Source organism: Pseudomonas sp. AL 58 (genome assembly GCF_036348395.1).
GTDB lineage: Bacteria > Pseudomonadota > Gammaproteobacteria > Pseudomonadales > Pseudomonadaceae > Aquipseudomonas > Aquipseudomonas defluvii.
This window is the reverse complement of the sequence record NZ_JAZBQR010000002.1, coordinates 287,463-303,603: the sequence shown is the minus strand read 5'-3', so window position 1 is coordinate 303,603 and position 16,141 is coordinate 287,463. Positions and strand designations below refer to the sequence as shown.

General features: G+C 61.2%; 14 protein-coding genes. 1 reads left to right on the top strand and 13 read right to left on the bottom strand.

Annotated elements, in window-relative coordinates:
* Positions 1-137 precede the first annotated feature (137 nt).
* Genes UIA24_RS01785 through zwf form a run of 3 tightly spaced genes read right to left on the bottom strand, consistent with a single transcriptional unit; the run spans position 138 to position 2,999 of the window.
* Complete coding sequence (locus UIA24_RS01785) at positions 138-812, bottom strand: bifunctional 4-hydroxy-2-oxoglutarate aldolase/2-dehydro-3-deoxy-phosphogluconate aldolase (protein ID WP_065760142.1); 675 nt, start codon at positions 810-812, stop codon at positions 138-140.
* Positions 813-829: 17 nt separating this feature from the next.
* Positions 830-1,543, bottom strand: coding sequence for a 6-phosphogluconolactonase (pgl, locus tag UIA24_RS01780; protein ID WP_102052835.1), 714 nt, complete (start codon positions 1,541-1,543; stop codon positions 830-832).
* Complete coding sequence (gene zwf / locus UIA24_RS01775) at positions 1,530-2,999, bottom strand: glucose-6-phosphate dehydrogenase (RefSeq protein ID WP_102052836.1); 1,470 nt, start codon at positions 2,997-2,999, stop codon at positions 1,530-1,532. The genes pgl and zwf overlap by 14 nt, the downstream gene beginning before the upstream one ends.
* A 213-nt stretch (positions 3,000-3,212) precedes the next feature.
* On the opposite strand from zwf, the gene hexR reads away from it, so the two are divergent.
* The gene (hexR, locus tag UIA24_RS01770; RefSeq protein WP_218060847.1) at positions 3,213-4,073 is read left to right on the top strand and encodes a MurR/RpiR family transcriptional regulator; all 861 of its coding nucleotides are present in this window, start codon (positions 3,213-3,215) and stop codon (positions 4,071-4,073) included.
* Here hexR and UIA24_RS01765 read toward each other — a convergent pair.
* The 10 genes from UIA24_RS01765 to edd form a co-directional block, all read right to left on the bottom strand.
* Positions 4,066-4,920 (bottom strand): D-hexose-6-phosphate mutarotase, encoded by an 855-nt coding sequence (locus UIA24_RS01765; protein ID WP_102052837.1) that lies wholly within the window; start codon positions 4,918-4,920, stop codon positions 4,066-4,068. The genes hexR and UIA24_RS01765 overlap by 8 nt on opposite strands.
* A 119-nt stretch (positions 4,921-5,039) precedes the next feature.
* Positions 5,040-6,386: a carbohydrate porin gene (locus tag UIA24_RS01760; RefSeq protein ID WP_102052838.1), complete on the bottom strand. Its 1,347-nt coding sequence runs from the start codon at positions 6,384-6,386 to the stop codon at positions 5,040-5,042.
* 54 nt (positions 6,387-6,440) lie between these two features.
* Positions 6,441-7,616 carry an ABC transporter ATP-binding protein gene (locus tag UIA24_RS01755; RefSeq protein WP_099773657.1) on the bottom strand — a complete coding sequence of 392 codons (1,176 nt, stop codon included), beginning with the start codon at positions 7,614-7,616 and terminating at the stop codon, positions 6,441-6,443.
* Positions 7,617-7,619: 3 nt separating this feature from the next.
* Complete coding sequence (locus tag UIA24_RS01750; protein ID WP_102052839.1) at positions 7,620-8,465, bottom strand: carbohydrate ABC transporter permease; 846 nt, start codon at positions 8,463-8,465, stop codon at positions 7,620-7,622.
* Entirely contained in the window at positions 8,458-9,366 is a 909-nt protein-coding gene (locus tag UIA24_RS01745; RefSeq protein ID WP_065760150.1) for a carbohydrate ABC transporter permease, read from the bottom strand. Before UIA24_RS01745 ends, UIA24_RS01750 begins: the two co-directional genes overlap by 8 nt.
* 86 nt (positions 9,367-9,452) lie before the next feature.
* The gene (locus UIA24_RS01740; protein WP_102052859.1) at positions 9,453-10,715 is read right to left on the bottom strand and encodes an ABC transporter substrate-binding protein; all 1,263 of its coding nucleotides are present in this window, start codon (positions 10,713-10,715) and stop codon (positions 9,453-9,455) included.
* Between the two features lie 172 nt (positions 10,716-10,887).
* On the bottom strand, positions 10,888-12,348 hold the full coding sequence (locus UIA24_RS01735) for an ATP-binding protein (RefSeq protein WP_330522044.1): 1,461 nt from the start codon (positions 12,346-12,348) through the stop codon (positions 10,888-10,890).
* Complete coding sequence (locus tag UIA24_RS01730; RefSeq protein ID WP_330522043.1) at positions 12,329-13,054, bottom strand: response regulator transcription factor; 726 nt, start codon at positions 13,052-13,054, stop codon at positions 12,329-12,331. Before UIA24_RS01730 ends, UIA24_RS01735 begins: the two co-directional genes overlap by 20 nt.
* 47 nt (positions 13,055-13,101) lie before the next feature.
* Positions 13,102-14,058: a glucokinase gene (locus UIA24_RS01725; RefSeq protein WP_102052840.1), complete on the bottom strand. Its 957-nt coding sequence runs from the start codon at positions 14,056-14,058 to the stop codon at positions 13,102-13,104.
* On the bottom strand, positions 14,055-15,881 hold the full coding sequence (edd, locus tag UIA24_RS01720; RefSeq protein WP_330522042.1) for a phosphogluconate dehydratase: 1,827 nt from the start codon (positions 15,879-15,881) through the stop codon (positions 14,055-14,057). The genes UIA24_RS01725 and edd overlap by 4 nt, the downstream gene beginning before the upstream one ends.
* Positions 15,882-16,141 lie beyond the last annotated feature (260 nt).

Sequence of the window (16,141 nt, the reverse complement as noted above, 5' to 3'; positions counted from 1 at the left end):
GGTACCCCGCCGAAGCCAGCGCAGGCAAGCCTGCTACAACGAAGCAGGTGCAGACTGGTTCCTGTGTTTCTGACAGGCAAAAAAAAGGTGCGCCGACCAAGCGCACCTAAAGCCGTGTAGCACATAACGAATAGGGATCAGTCCAGCAGGGCCAAGGCCTCGGCGCTGCAGGCCTGGATACGCGCCCAGTCACGGTCCTTGACCCAGGCGCTGTTGAACATCCAGGTCCCGCCCACGCACATCACATTGGGCTGGGACATGTAGCTCTTCAGGTTACTTTCATTCACCCCGCCAGTCGGGCAGAAACGCACCTCACCAAACGGGCCACCAAAGGCTTTGATCGCTGCGACGCCACCACTGATTTCCGCTGGAAACAGCTTGAAGCGACGGTAGCCCAGGGCATAGCCCATCATGATTTCCGAAGCGCTGCTGATGCCCGGCAGCAATGGCAAGGCGCTTTCGACGCCCGCCTCAAGGATGTCCTGGGTACAGCCGGGGGTGACGATGAACTGTGCACCCGCCGCCTCAACCGCCTTCAGCATCGAGCGGTCGAGCACGGTACCAGCACCAATGCACAACTCGGGGCGTTGCTCACGCAGCATACGAATGGCTTTCAGGCCATGTTCGGAGCGCAGGGTGATCTCCAGCGTCTTCAGGCCACCCGCGGCCAGCGCATCGGCCAGCGGCAGAATGTCTTCCTCGCGGGCAATGGTAATCACCGGAAGGATGCGCGCCTCACCGCAGATACGGTCGATCTGCGCGATTTTGTCGGCCATGGAGATGCCCGGTTGCGAATGTTCATGCGTGGTCATAACGGCGGGTCCTTGGCTCATGGGCACCAGAAAATATCCAGGGAAGCATGTAGAAAGGCGCGAATTGGCATTTCGGCAGGGTCATCCCCTGCCAGCGCGGCGCGCAGGGTAGCGAGTTTGCCTTGCCCTTGCACGGACAAGGCAGTGAATGCGGCAGTCCCCAGCAAGGCACGGGTCATGCTCAGGCGCTGATGCGGAACGCTCGGCGCCAGCATGGGCAGGCAACGTCGAGGGCTGTCGGCTGCCAGGCCTTGGGCAAGGTTCGGGCTGGCCGGAAACAGCGACGCTGTATGCCCGTCATCGCCCATACCCAGCACCAGCACATCAATCGGCGGCAACTCGGCCAAGGCCTGATCGGCGTCCAGGGCAGCCGCTTCAAGGCTGGCACTGGCACGATACAGGCCAATAAAACGAGCCTTGGCCGCCGCCCCGACCAACAGGTAGCGCTTGAGCAGCCCGGCATTACTGTCGACATGCTCCACCGGCACCCAGCGCTCATCCGCAAGGCTGACCACTACCTTTGACCAGTCCAGCGACCGGCGTGCCAGGCATTGGAAAAACATCACCGGGCTACGACCACCAGAGACCACCAGGGTGGCCTGCCCGTTGGCGGCAATGGCCGCACTCAGGCGCTCGGCGACATTCTTGGCCAGGTCTTCAGCCAGCAGCGCCGGGCTTGCATAGGTATGCGTCGCCACGTTAGCCGGCCATTGCAGTTCAGATATCGCCATACCACGACCTCCCATCACGGGTTATCAGCGCGATCGAGCTCATCGGCCCCCAGGACCCGGCGGCGTAGGGCTTGGGCGCTTCGCCCGAACTCTTCCAACCGGCAATCAACTGGTCGCACCACTTCCACGCGTATTCGATTTCATCCTTGCGCACAAACAGGTTCTGATTGCCGCGCATCACTTCCAACAACAACCGCTCGTAGGCATCGGGGATGCGTGTACTGCGGTAGGTGTCGGAGAAATTCAATTGCAACGGGCCGCTGCGTAACTGCATGCCCTTGTCCAGGCCCTGCTCCTTGGTCATCACCCGCAAAGAAATACCTTCGTCCGGCTGCAAACGAATGATCAGCTTGTTACCGATCTGTAAACGCTGCTCCGGCGCGAAGATGTAGTGCGGCGGTTCCTTGAAGTGGATGACGATCTGCGACAATTTCTGCGGCATCCGCTTGCCGGTACGCAGGTAGAACGGCACACCGGCCCAGCGCCAGTTGCGAATGTCGGCACGCAAGGCAACAAAGGTTTCGGTATTGCTTTGCGGGTTGGCGTTGTCTTCTTCCAGGTATCCCGGTACCGGGCGCCCCTCACTGTAACCGGCGATGTACTGGCCACGTACCACGCGGCTGCCGAGGCCTTCACCGGTGATCGGCGCCAGCGCCTTGAGCACCTTGACCTTCTCATCACGGATACTGTCGGCCGACAGGTCGCTGGGCGGGTCCATGGCGATCAGGCAAAGCAATTGCAGCAAGTGGTTCTGAATCATGTCCCGCAGTTGGCCGGCCTTGTCGAAGTAGCCCCAGCGCCCTTCGATACCCACCTTCTCCGCCACGGTGATCTCCACATGGGAGATCGAATTCTGGTTCCACTGGGTTTCGAACAGGCTGTTGGCGAAACGCAGCGCAATCAGGTTCTGGACGGTTTCCTTGCCCAGGTAATGGTCGATGCGGTAGACCCGGTTTTCCGGGAAAAACTGCGCCACGGCATCGTTGACCCGCCGTGACGACTCCAGGTCGTGGCCAATCGGTTTTTCCAGCACAACCCGGGTACGCGGGCCGAGGCCTGCCTTGTCGAGGTTTTCGCAGATGCCGCCATAAACCGCTGCAGGCGTTGCGAAGTAGGCGATCAGTGGTGCCTGGGGAGCGACCTTTTCGGCGAGCGCCTGATAGTCATCCGCCTTGAGAAAGTCCACATGCAGGTAGCTCAGGCGGGCCAGGAAGCGTTGCAGAGGGATGGCCTCTATCTGCCCGGCCTCGACGAATTCATGCAGGTGCGCTTCGATTCGCTGCAGGTGCTCCTCGACGCTGCCCGGCTCGCGGGCCAATGCCAGCACCTGGGTGTCAGCATGCAACAGCCCGGCGCGATCCAGCTGATACAGCGCCGGAAACAGCTTGCGCAATGCCAGGTCGCCAAGGGCGCCAAACAGGGCAAACGTACAAGGCTCAACGGAGATCGAAGACATGATGTTGGTTCTTTTATCAAGTTGACGTACAAATACCCTGTTCAAGGGCAGTAATCAAGGGGATTATGTAGTAATAAACACAACATTTGACCCCTTGGACAGATTCAAGTGGTGAAGCAATCAGGCCATCAGTACGATAGGCCACCCCCAAAAAGCCCGCTGCTGCCCGCTATTGGCTGCATCCTCGACCCAAGGACATAAACCATGGACCGCGTGCGAAACCTCCTGGAACAGATCCAGGGCCGCCTTGAAGAGCTGAACAAGGCCGAGCGCAAAGTCGCCGAAGTCATCCTGCTCAACCCCCAGCAAGCGACGCGCTTCAGCATTGCCGCCCTGGCCCAGGCGGCCAAGGTCAGCGAACCGACCGTGAACCGCTTCTGCCGCTCGTTCGATGTCAGCGGCTACCCGGAACTCAAACTGCAACTGGCGCAGAGCCTGGCCAGTGGCGCCGCCTACGTCAGCCGCGCGGTCGAGGCCGACGATGATCCGGCCGCCTACACCCAGAAAATCTTCGGCAGTGCCATCGCCTCGCTGGACAGCGCCTGCCAGCAACTCGACCCGCAGTTGATCAGCCGCGCCGTCGACATGCTGATCCAGGCCCGACAGATCCACTTCTTCGGCCTCGGCGCCTCGGCCCCGGTGGCACTGGATGCCCAACACAAGTTCTTCCGTTTCAACCTTGCCGTGTCGGCCCATGCCGATGTCCTGATGCAGCGCATGCTGGCGTCGGTGGCGCACACTGGCGAGCTGTTCGTGATCATTTCCTACACAGGGCGCACCCGCGAACTGGTCGAAGTCGCACGCCTGGCCCGTGAAAACGGTGCCTCGGTGCTCGGCCTGACCGCTGCCGGCTCACCACTGGCCAAGGCCAGCAGCCTGAGCCTGAACATCCCGCTGCCGGAAGACACCGACATCTACATGCCGATGACCTCGCGGATCATCCAGCTGACGGTACTCGATGTACTGGCCACCGGCATGACCCTGCGCCGTGGCGTGGACTTCCAGCCACACCTGCGCAAAATCAAGGAAAGCCTCAACGCCAGCCGCTACCCGATCGACGATGAACTCAATTGAACAGGTGCGCCTGCAGCCGCAGATGAGCCTGCTCGCCCGGTGCCAGGCTCAGGCTGTCGTTGTGGCCACTGGTCGCCTCGACGCAGACAAAGCCGAGGGTTTCGCTGCCACTGACACCCATCAGCGGCCGACTACCGGGGTGCCAGACCACCGTGTCCTCGCTGTCGCCCATATCAATGCACAGCTGGCGCTTCCAGGCCGGGTCGTGCAGTTGTAGCGTTGCCGCATTCTGGAACACCCGCTGACAGCCGCCCTGCACTTTCAGCTCACCTTTCTGCCGGCAGGTTTGACGACTCAACTGGTCGTAACCTTCCGCACCTTCGAGCCCAGACAGCGCTATCTTTGAGACGTCACTGATACGCCAGTAAGCCAGCAGCGCATGACTCAACTGGCAGGGCAAGCTGTCCTGATGCTCAGTACGCAACTGCAACTCCATGCCATCACCCAGCCGCGCCTGCAAGTCAACCTGCCAGTCACACAGCTGCAAACGCCAGGTCAGGCTAACCCCTTCGGCATCCTCTGAGCTGTCGATCAGCTTCCAGTCCAGCAGCCGTGCCCAACCATGAGAAGGCCAGAGGTCTTCACTGGGGTGACGACCGTACCAGGGCCAGCACACGGGCACACCGCCACGGATCGCCCCAACCTGTGGCCACTGTGCGGCACACCACAACCACGGGCGCTGGCCCTGCGGCTGAAAATGCAGCAACTGGGCGCCCTGACGACTGAACACCGCCTGGCAACGTGGGTGATCAATGATCAGCACGTCGCGCTGCTGATGGCGTTCCCACTCAAAGGTCGGACGCGGCCGGCGCGAGGTGAAAAAGCGCTGGAGCGGATGCTCTTGCATGGCTAGGAACTCTGATTGACTGACGGGCTTTATCGCCAGCCAGCTCAGCACCTACAGGCAGGTGCTGAGCAAGCCGGCAATCAGCTGCAACAAATGGCGTAAATTTACAACATATTAGGTCAGAACACCGACTGAATCTTCAAGCCGGCGACGACCGCGTTGTCCACCTCATCCACACCCCCTGGGCTGCGGATGTACTGCAGGTTCGGCCGTACGGTCAGCCAGTTGGTGACGTGAAAACCGTAGTACAGCTCGGCGTTGTATTCGGTCTTCTGGACAGGGACGAACGCCGGGTTGTCGTAGTCGTTGATACCACTGACGTCATTGAGCAACTCTGCACGTTTTTTCACATCGTCGTTCACGTGAATACGCGCCACGCCAAAGCCGATGTCGTCCTTGGGTCGCCCGTCAAAGGCACCTTTGTAGACCAGGCCGACCTGCTGGTAGTTATCGACCACGTTGGTGGCCTTGTCGTGAACAGTGAAGTTGGCGAAAAGGCTCAAACCACGTGCGGCATCGCCGTTGTGCGCAGTAACCTGCTGCTGGGCGACAACCCACCAGCCATGCTTGCTGCTGTGCGATTTGAAGTCATTACCGGTTAGCGCCTGCGGTTGGCCATTGACGTCTTCAAAGACATCGTCAGCCTTGGCGGTGCTGTAGTAGTAACCCAGACGGTACTCACCCGGCAGGTCGTTGACCTTGGGCGACCAGACCATTTCCACCGGCAGGATCATGCCCTTGGTACCACTGCCACTGAGCTTGAAACCGTTGCCGGTTTCCAGGTTGGACGGGTTCTGCTCAAACACGCCGACCTGAGCGAAGAACTCCGGGGTGATGTTGTACTTGACCCGCAACGCCCACTGGCTGACGGGCCAGTTGTACCAGATGCTGCCAACCCAGTTGCCAACTTGGGATCCACAGAACGCCAGGTTCTGGAAGTCGCAGGGGAAGCTGTTGAAGTCCTCACCCGGGCCGAAGCGGCCGACTTTGACATCCAGCGCCTGATCGAAATACTGCTGCTTGATCCACATCTGGGTCAGCCGCCAGGTCTGGCCGCGCCCCCAGACTTCCTGCACCGAACTGAACTGCCCGGCACGCGGATCACTGATGCGGTCGTTGGACAGGTTACGGCCACTGCGTTCCGTAACGGCCAGCTTGAACTCGGTATCCTGCCAACCGAGGATCTTTTCCAGGTCCAGCTTCACGCCCAAGGCAAACTGGTCGCTGTAGCGCGCCGTCTTGTCATCGTTGTAGCCACCGCTGAGGTTGCCAGCCACCTCGCCCACGTACTCCAGCGAGAAGTCGTAACCCTTCTCCAGCAACTCGGTACGCGTGCCGCCCCAATCTCCGGTCATCCATTTCGATTCCGGGTCGAAAGCACCGGCAGCATGAGCACCACCGTTTACCCCGAACGCAGCCAGCAAGGTCAGCGGAGCCAGCGACCTGATGCGTTTGTAATGAGCCATCCCTTGTTTCCTCGTCTTATTGTTATCGATGGATTTACACGTCCTGCAAACGGCTCAGCGCCCCTTGAACTGCGCCACATTGTCCTTGGCTACATTGTCCTTGGGCGCATGCACTTGCGGGTTGCCGACCACACCCAATCGCTCACCCGTTACGGCGTCGAACAGCAACACCCGCGCCGGGTCGAACTGCAGGTTCAGGTTGTCCCCCACCTGCACCGGGCAGTCAGGCGCCAGGCGACAGCAGACTTTGGTGCCGTTGAGGCTGACGAACACCAGAGTGTCCGGGCCGGTAGGTTCGATCACCTGCACCTCGGCACGAATACTGGGCAGGCCATTGGGCTGTTCCGGTGCCAGGCAGACTTGTTCGGGGCGAATGCCCAGAATCACTTCACGCTCTTCCAGGCCCGCATCGTCGATGCCCATCGGCAACTCGCAGCGCGCCTGACCACTGTCGAGCAGCGCCAGCAGCCGGCTGTCCTTGCGCTGCAGACGCAAAGGGATGAAGTTCATCGGCGGTGAGCCAATGAAACTGGCGACGAACAGGTTGGCCGGGTCGTTATAGATCTGCTGCGGGGTTCCGAACTGCTGGATCAGCCCGTCCTTCATCACAGCAACCTTGTCACCCAGGGTCATCGCTTCGATCTGGTCGTGGGTCACGTAGACCGTGGTGGTCTTCAAGCGTTGGTGCATCAGCTTGATCTCGGTGCGCATCTCCACCCGCAACTTGGCATCGAGGTTGGACAGTGGCTCATCGAACAGGTAGATCTTCGGCCGCCGCGCCAACGCCCGGCCCATCGCCACGCGCTGTTGTTGACCACCCGAGAGCTGACCGGGCTTGCGATTGAGCAGGTGCTCGATCTGCAGCAGCCTGGACACCCGCGCCACCTCTTCTTCGATGGCGGCGGCGGGCATCTTGCGGATCTTCAGGCCGAAGGCGATGTTCTCCCGCACGTTCATGGTCGGGTACAGCGCATAGGACTGAAAGACCATGGCAATGTCCCGGTCCTTCGGGCTCATGCCGCTGATATCAGCCTCATCCACCAGGATCGCCCCGCCGCTGATCTGCTCCAGCCCGGCGATGCAGTTCATCAAGGTCGACTTGCCGCAGCCCGAGGGGCCAACCAGAATCAGGAACTCGCCCGAGTCGATCTTCAGCTCGATGTTCTTCAAGGTGTCCGGCAGGCCACTGCCGTAGGTCTTGTTGACGTTGCGCAATTCAAGCGTTGCCATAATTCACCCCTTGACCGCGCCGGCAGTGAGCCCGCGCAGGAAATACTTGCCAGCCATCACATAGACCAACAGGGTCGGTAACCCGGCGATCATCGCCGCCGCCATGTCGACGTTGTATTCCTTGACCCCGGTGCTGGTGTTGACCAGGTTGTTCAGCGCCACCGTGATGGGCTGGGCATCGCCGCTGGCAAACACCACGCCGAAAAGAAAGTCGTTCCAGATCTGCGTGAACTGCCAGATCAGGCAGACCATGATGATCGGCACCGACATCGGCAGCAGGATCTTCCCGAAGATGGTGAAGAAGCCCGCACCATCGAGCCGTGCCGCCCGCACCAGGGCATCCGGGACACTGGTGTAGTAGTTGCGAAAGAACAGCGTGGTAAAGGCCAGGCCATAGACGATATGCACCAGCACAAGGCCCGTGGTGGTGCTGGCCAGGCCCAGCTTGCCGAGGGTGAACGAGGCCGGCAGCAGCACGGTCTGAAACGGCAGAAAGCAACCGAACAACAGCAAGCCGAAAAACAACTGCGAGCCACGGAAGCGCCACATCGACAGCACATACCCGTTAAGCGCCCCCAACAGCGTCGAAACCACCACCGCCGGTACGGTGATTTTCACCGAGTTCCAGAAGTAGCCACCCACGGTGTCCCAGGCCTTGATCCAGCCGATGCCCGTGATCACCTCGGGCCAGCTCAGCAAGTTGCCGGTGCGGATGTCCTCCGGTGATTTGAAGCTGGTCAGCAGCATCACGATCAGCGGGATCAGGTAGACCGCGCAGGCCAGCAGCAAGGTGCCGTAGATGGCCAGGCGGCTGAGGCTGAAGCCACGCGAAGCAAGAGGCTTAGTCATGGCGCTTATTCCTCAATTCCGAGTACAGGTAAGGCACCAGGATCGACAGGATCGCCCCCAGCATCAGAATCGCGCTGGCCGAGCCCATGCCCATCTGCCCGCGGCTGAAGGTGAAGGCGTACATGAACATCGCCGGCAAGTCGGAGGCGTAGCCCGGGCCACCTGCAGTCATCGCGGCTACCAGGTCGAAACTCTTGATCGCAATGTGCGCCAGGATCATCAGTGCACTGAAAAACACCGGGCGCAGGCTGGGCAGGACGATGCGCAGGTAAATACTCGGCAGGCTTGCCCCATCGACCTGGGCGGCACGGATGATCGACTGATCGACACCCCGCAGGCCCGCCAGGAACAAGGCCATGACAAAGCCCGAGGCCTGCCACACCGCGGCAATCACCAGGCAGTAGACAACTCGGTCCGGATCGACCAGCCAGTCCAGGCGGAAGCCCTCCCAGCCCCAATCACGCAGCAGCTTGTCCAGGCCCAGGCCGGGGTTGAGCAACCACTTCCAAGCAGTACCGGTGACAATCATCGACAGCGCCATCGGGTACAGGTAGATGGTGCGGATAAAGCCTTCACGGCGGATGCGCTGATCGAGCAACACCGCCAGCAGCACGCCGACCACCAGGCTGATGCTGATGAACAGCCCACCGAACACCAGCAGGTTCTTGCTCGCCACCCACCAACGGTCGTTCTCCAGCAGCTTGGCGTACTGCGCCAGCCCTACCCATTTGTAGCTGGGCATGAAACTGGAGTTGGTGAACGACAGCAGGAAGGTCCAGAAGATGTAGCCATAGAACCCCACCAGGACGATCAGCATGCTTGGCGCCAGCACCAGTTTTGGCAGCCAGCGTTGCAATGCGTCGAGGGGCGAGGCCTTGTTGAGTGCAACAACAGTGCTCATCGTGGAAATCTCGAATGGAGGGCGGCGCGAAGCACCGCACCGCCGGCAAGGCCGGCTCCTACAGCGGGTAGAGCAGGCTCACAGCCTCACTTGGCCGACTTGATCGCCGAACTCAGTTGCTTGACCGCCTTGGCCGGATCGGCGCTCGGGTCATTGAGGAAGTTGGTGACCACATCGAAGATGGCCCCCTGCACGGCCAGCGACGTGGCCATGTTGTGCGCCATGCTCGGTTGCAGGCCGTCACCTTTTTCGGCGTCCTTGAAGTCCACCGACGACTTCTGCGTGCAGGCGTCGAACAGGCTCATGTCCATGTCCTGACGCACCGGCAGCGAGCCTTTGTTCCGGTTGAACACGGTCTGGAACTCAGGCTCCAGCGCGACCTTGGCCAGATCGTTCTGGGCCTTGATGTCGTTCGCGTTCTTGAGCTTGAACATCGCCAGCGAGTCGATGTTGTAGGTAAAACTGCCCTGGGTTCCGGGGAAGGCCACGCACAAGTAGTCCTTGCCGGCGACCTTGCCTGCAGCGGTCCACTCGCTCTTGGCCCAGTCGCCCATGATCTGCATGCCCGCCTTGCCGCTGATGACCTCGGCCGCCGCAATGTTCCAGTCACGCCCCGCGCGGTTCGGGTCCATGTAGGTGCCCAGGCGCTGCAAGGTCTTGAACACCTCGACCATTTTCTCGCCGGTCAGGGCCTGTTCATCCAGCTCAACGAACGCCGCGTGATAGCCCTTGGTCCCCAGAATGCTCAGTGCCAGGTCTTCGAAAACCGTGCTGTCCTGCCATGGCTGACCGCCATGGGCGAGCGCAGTGAAGCCTGCGGCCTTGAGTTTGTCGGCAGCAGCAAAGAGCTCATCAAGGGTGGTCGGCACCTTGGCACCGGCTTTCTCGAACACCTGCGGGTTGATCCACAGCCAGTTGACTCGGTGGATATTCACCGGCACCGCAACGTAGTGGCCGTCGTACTTCATGATGTCGGCGACTTGTTTGGGCAGCAACGCATCCCAGTGGTTGGCCTTGGACACGTCATCCAGTTCGGTCAGCAGGCCGAGGGCGCCCCACTCCTGGATGTCCGGGCCCTTGATCTGGGCGGCGGCAGGGGGGTTACCGGAAATGGCCCGGGTTTTCAGTACGGTCATGGCGGCTGCGCCACCGCCGCCGGCAACGGCGTTGTCCTTCCAGACGAAACCGTCTTTCTTGACCTGTTCCTTCAGGGTTTCCACGGCCTTTGCTTCACCACCGGACGTCCACCAGTGCAGCACTTCCACTGTACCGGGATCGGCAGCGACGGCGCTCAGGGGGAACAAGGAAGCAAGAGAAATGACAGCGGCGAGGCGAGTAATCGCATTCATCGAAGGGAACCTTTTCTTGTTGTTATGCAGGTGCAAGTCGTGGTGCTTGCGCTGCATGGCAGTCTAACCAGAGGCCCGCCCGCTGGACGTAACGAAGGGATGCGCGAATGTCACCAAACAGTGACATTGTGCAAGCGCCGCCCTGTCCCGGCCGACCGCCAATTCAGTGAACTCAATCACCGGTTCGCGGCAGGCGCAGGGTGACCCGCAGCCCCCCTTCACGCAGGTTTTGCAGGGTCAGCTCGCCACCATGACTGTGAGCGATATTGCGGGCGATCCCCAGGCCAAGGCCATAACCCTGCTGCTGCCCGGCCAGCCTGAAGTGTGGCTCGAACACCTGTTCCAGGCGCTGCTCGGGCACGCCAGGACCCTCGTCATCGACATGCAGCACGAACGCCTGATCGCTGTCCTCGATCCGCAGGTGCGCACGCTGGCCGTACTTGAGCGCATTGTCGATCAGGTTGCCCATGCACCGGCGCAGCGCCAGCGGCTTGCCGGGGTATGGCGCCAGCACCTGCCCCTCAAGGGTGACCTGACCGGTCCCCAGGTACGGCTCGATCAGGTCATGCAGCGCCTGCGCAAGATCGATCGGTTCGATGTTCTCGTGGATGTCGGTATCTTTCACACACTGCAGCGCGCCCTTGACCAGCATCTCCAGCTCATCCAGATCACGGCTGAACTTGTGCTGCACGTGCTCGTCATCCAACAACTCGACCCGCAGCCGCAAACGGGTGATCGGGGTGCGTAAATCATGGGAAATCGCGCTGAACAACTGGCTGCGCTCCGTCAAATAACGGCTGATGCGCTCGCGCATGGCATTGAAGGCACGGCCTACCTCGACCACTTCGCTGCCACCGCCTTCGACCACCGGCTCTACCTCGGCCGCCCCTAGCGAAAGGTCCCGCGCCGCCCGCGCCAGGCGTTTCAACGGACGGCTCTGCCAATGCACCAGTACACCGATGAACAGCAACAGGAAGGTACTGGTCAGCACCATGAAACCGATCTGCTGACCCGGCACGCCCTCCTCTTCCAGGCTGGTGTACGGCTCAGGCAACAGCGAGGCGATGTACAACCACTCACCCGGCGCCAAACCGATTTGTGTCACCAGCACCGGCGGATCAAGCGGCGCCAGGGTCAGCGCGTAATGCGCCCAGGATCGCGGCAGTTCGTCCAGCTTCAGGCCGCTGTTGAACACCCGCAGTTCCTTTGGGCTGACGAACTCCACAGAGATATTCATCTGCTCACCCAGACGTTGGCGCAACACCTGTTCCACGGCTTCGATCACTGCTTTTTTGCGCGGTGTGGCCGGCAACATCTGCATGTCCAATGGATGATCATTGAGCGACACCACGAAACGGGTACCGCCCATGCTACGCAACTGGTCCAGCACCATCGGCCGATAGGCCACAGGCAGCGAGCGAAAGTAGCTGACGCTGGCGGTCATCGAGTGAGCCAGGCTGCGCGCACTGGCCACCAAGCCCTCCAATTGGCTGGCCCGCAGCTGCGATAGCCAGATCAGGCTGGCCAGCCCCTGGGCCAGCAACACCGCCAACAACGTCAACAGCAGCATGCGCCCGAGCAGCGAACGCGGCCACGGCAGGCGCCAGCGCCGCTCAGTGCGCAGGCGCGACATGGGCTGCCAGCAGATAACCGCTGCCGCGAACAGTACGAATCAAACGGGCTGGTTTGTCAGTGTCACGCAGACGCTGACGCAGGCGGCTGACCGCCATGTCGACAATCCGGTCCAGCGGCATCGGTTCCCGACCACGGGTGGCATTGCCGATGGTGTCGCGGTCGAGGATTTGTTGTGGATGATCGAGAAACAGCTTGAGCAGGGCAAAATCCGCCCCCGACAGAATCACCTCTTCACCGTCGCGGTGAAACAGCCGGTGGCTGACCGTGTCCAACCGCCACTCATCGAACGCCAGGACCTCGCCGCCGTTACGCTCTTGAGCAAAACCGGCCCGGCGCAACAGGGCTTTGATACGCGCCTGCAACTCGCGCGGGCTGAACGGCTTGCCCAGATAATCGTCAGCCCCCAGCTCCAGGCCGATCACCCGATCGGCCTCATCGGAGCTGGCCGTCAACATGATGATCGGCACCTGGGACTGGCGCGGATGTTGGCGAGTCCAGCGACACAAACTGAAACCATCTTCATCCGGGAGCATCACGTCGAGGATCACCAGATCATGACCACCCTCGTCCAATGCCTGACGAAACCCCTGACCGTTGGCCACCGCGCACACGGCAAAGCCTGAACGGCTCAGGTAGGCTTGCAGCAGTTCACGAATGTCCTGGTCATCATCGACCAACAGGATCGACTTACCGGCAGTACTCAATGCATTGATCCTTGGCGGGTCTTGTTGCCCGCTGCACGCTTAGGCCCTCAGGCCTGTTTCTGCTGCAAGGCGACACCGGCACCGAGCAGGCCGGAAAATTCGGCCGTCACCAGCCATACCGGTACATCCTTGAAATAACCGCTCATGCAGCCCTTGTCAGCAAAACACTCGGCAAAACCGCTGTTCAGGAACAGTTCGGCGAAGCGCGGAATCACGCCGCCAACGATGTACACACCACCGCGTGCGCCCAAGGTGAGTACATTGTTGCCCGCCACCCGCCCCAGGAAGCGACAGAACTGCTCAATTACCGAACACGCCAACGGCTCGCCAGCCAGAGCCGCCTCGGTGATCGCAGCCGGGGTCTGCAGCACTGCACGATGGCCATCCAATACGCAGATCGCCTGGTACAAGCGCAGCAAACCGCCGCCACTGAGCACGGTTTCAGCGCTGACATGGCCGATTTCACGCTCGATCTGTTGGCGAATCGCCGCTTCACGGGCATTGCCGACCGGCAGATCGACATGGCCGCCCTCGCCCGGCAAGGCCATCCAGCGCCCTTCGCCCAATGACAGCAGGGTACCAACGCCCAGGCCTGTGCCCGGGCCGATGACCACCGCCGGGCGCAACGCCTCGGCCTGCCCGGCACACACCTCGCGAAACTCGCCGGGCTGCAAACGGGTCATGCCCAGGGCCATGGCCGAGAAGTCGTTGATCAGCAGCAGCTCATCCACCTGCAGGGTCTTGCAGAATGCCTGCCGGCTGAGCCGCCAGTGGTTGTTGGTGAAACGAAACGCATCGCCGTCTACAGGCCCTGCGACCGCCAGGCACACAGCGCCCAAGGCGCCACGCGCCAGGCCATGGTCGCTCAGGTAAGCGTCGATGGCCTGTTCCGGGCTGGTGTAGTCGGCGGTCTGATAGACCTTGACCGAGTGCATCCGATCGTTTTCCCACAAGGCAAAACGGGCATTGGTGCCACCGATGTCACCCACCAGCGCACGCTTCATTTCAGCGCCTCCAGTGAAGCGGTGAAGGCGCTGGCGCCGTGCTGCGCCGAACTCATCGCATGGCGCATGAAGCCAAACAGCTCGCGCCCACAGCCCAGGTCATTGCCGGTTGGGGCTTGCGCCAGAGGCCTTGCCGCCAGCTCGGTCTCATCGACACGCACAAGCAGCGTACCCGTATGACCATCGACACGAATGATGTCGCCATCGCGTACCCGCGCCAGCGGACCGCCATCGAAGGCTTCCGGGCAAACGTGGATAGCCGCGGGGATCTTGCCCGAGGCGCCAGACATGCGCCCGTCGGTGACCAGCGCGACCTTGAAGCCACGGTCTTGCAGCACACCCAGAAACGGCGTCATCTTGTGCAGCTCCGGCATGCCATTGCTGCGCGGCCCTTGAAAACGCATCACCGCGACAAAGTCGCGCTCCAGCTCGCCGGCCTTGAAGGCATCGGCCAATGCCTGCTGATCATGGAACACCCGCGCCGGGGCTTCGACCACCTGATGCTCCGGGGCCACCGCCGAGACTTTCATTACGCCCAGCCCCAGGTTGCCCTGCATGACCCGCAAACCGCCCTCAGGCGAGAACGGACGGGCCAGTGGTCGCAGGATGCTCTCGTCCAGGCTGGCCGTGGGGCCGTCACGCCAGACCAGTTTGCCTTCCTCAAGGAACGGCTCCTGGGTATAGCGACGCAGCCCGTGCCCCGCAACAGTGTTGACGTCCTCGTGCAACAGGCCGCCATCGAGCAGCTCGCGAATCAGGAACGCCATGCCGCCAGCGGCCTGGAAATGGTTAATGTCGGCCCTGCCATTGGGGTAAACATGCGACAGCGTCGGCACGACTTCGGAGAGGTCGGCCATGTCCTGCCAGGTCAGCTGGATACCGGCCGCCTGCGCAATGGCGGGCATGTGCAGGGTATGGTTGGTCGAACCGCCAGTGGCGTGCAGCGCCACGATGGAGTTGACCAGCGCCTTCTCGTCGACGATTTCACCCAAGGGCATGAAGTTGCCGCTGGCCTTGGTCATCCGCGTAACCTGTTGCGCCGCATAGGCGGTCAGGGCATCACGCAGTGGCGTGTACGGGTTGACGAACGAAGCGCCCGGCAAGTGCAGCCCCATCACTTCCATCAGCAACTGGTTGGTGTTGGCAGTGCCATAGAAGGTGCAGGTACCGGGGCTGTGGTAGGACTTCATCTCCGACTCAAGCAGCTCTTCGCGGCTGGCCTTGCCCTCAGCATAACGCTGGCGTACGTCGGCTTTTTCCTTGTTGGAGATCCCCGACGGCATCGGCCCACCCGGGACGAACATCGTCGGCAGGTGACCGAAACGCAGCGCACCCATCATCAATCCGGGAACGATCTTGTCACAGATCCCCAGGCACAGCGTTGCGTCAAACATGTTGTGCGAGAGCGCCACCGCAGTCGCCATGGCGATCACCTCGCGGCTGGCCAAGGCCAGTTCCATGCCGGGCTCACCTTGGGTGACACCATCGCACATTGCCGGCACACCGCCTGCGAACTGGCCGACAGATCCGACCTCGCGCAATGCCTGCTTGATCTGCTCGGGGAAGTGCTCGTAGGGCTGATGCGCCGAGAGCATGTCGTTATAGGCCGAAACGATGGCGACGTTGGCCGAGTCCATCAGGCGCAGGTTCTGCTTGTCCTGAGGGGCGCAGCCGGCCACACCGTGAGCAAAGTTGGCGCACTGCAGCTTGGCTCGCATCGGTCCGTCACTGGCGGCCCCGCGAATCAGTTGCAGGTAGCGCTCGCGGGTAGGACGACTGCGAGCGATCAACCGTTCGGTGACCTCAAGGATGCGCGGATGCATGTACTGGACTCCAGGCTAGCGGTGATTGCGACCGGTGCAGCAGTTTCCCTTATCGCCAATCCCCGCCTAGGCTCTTGTACAGGGGATCGGTCGTATCGGGAGGACGACCTGCCAGGTCACTCGTTGTATATCGAACAAAATACTGCCATCAAAAAGGCTTGTTTTCTATTTTTTTAGGAATAATCTTGTTATTCCAACAACAAAATCAGATTCAGTGAAGTGTTCACTCGCATCTCGGGCTTCACCTGGTCTGCAAGAGG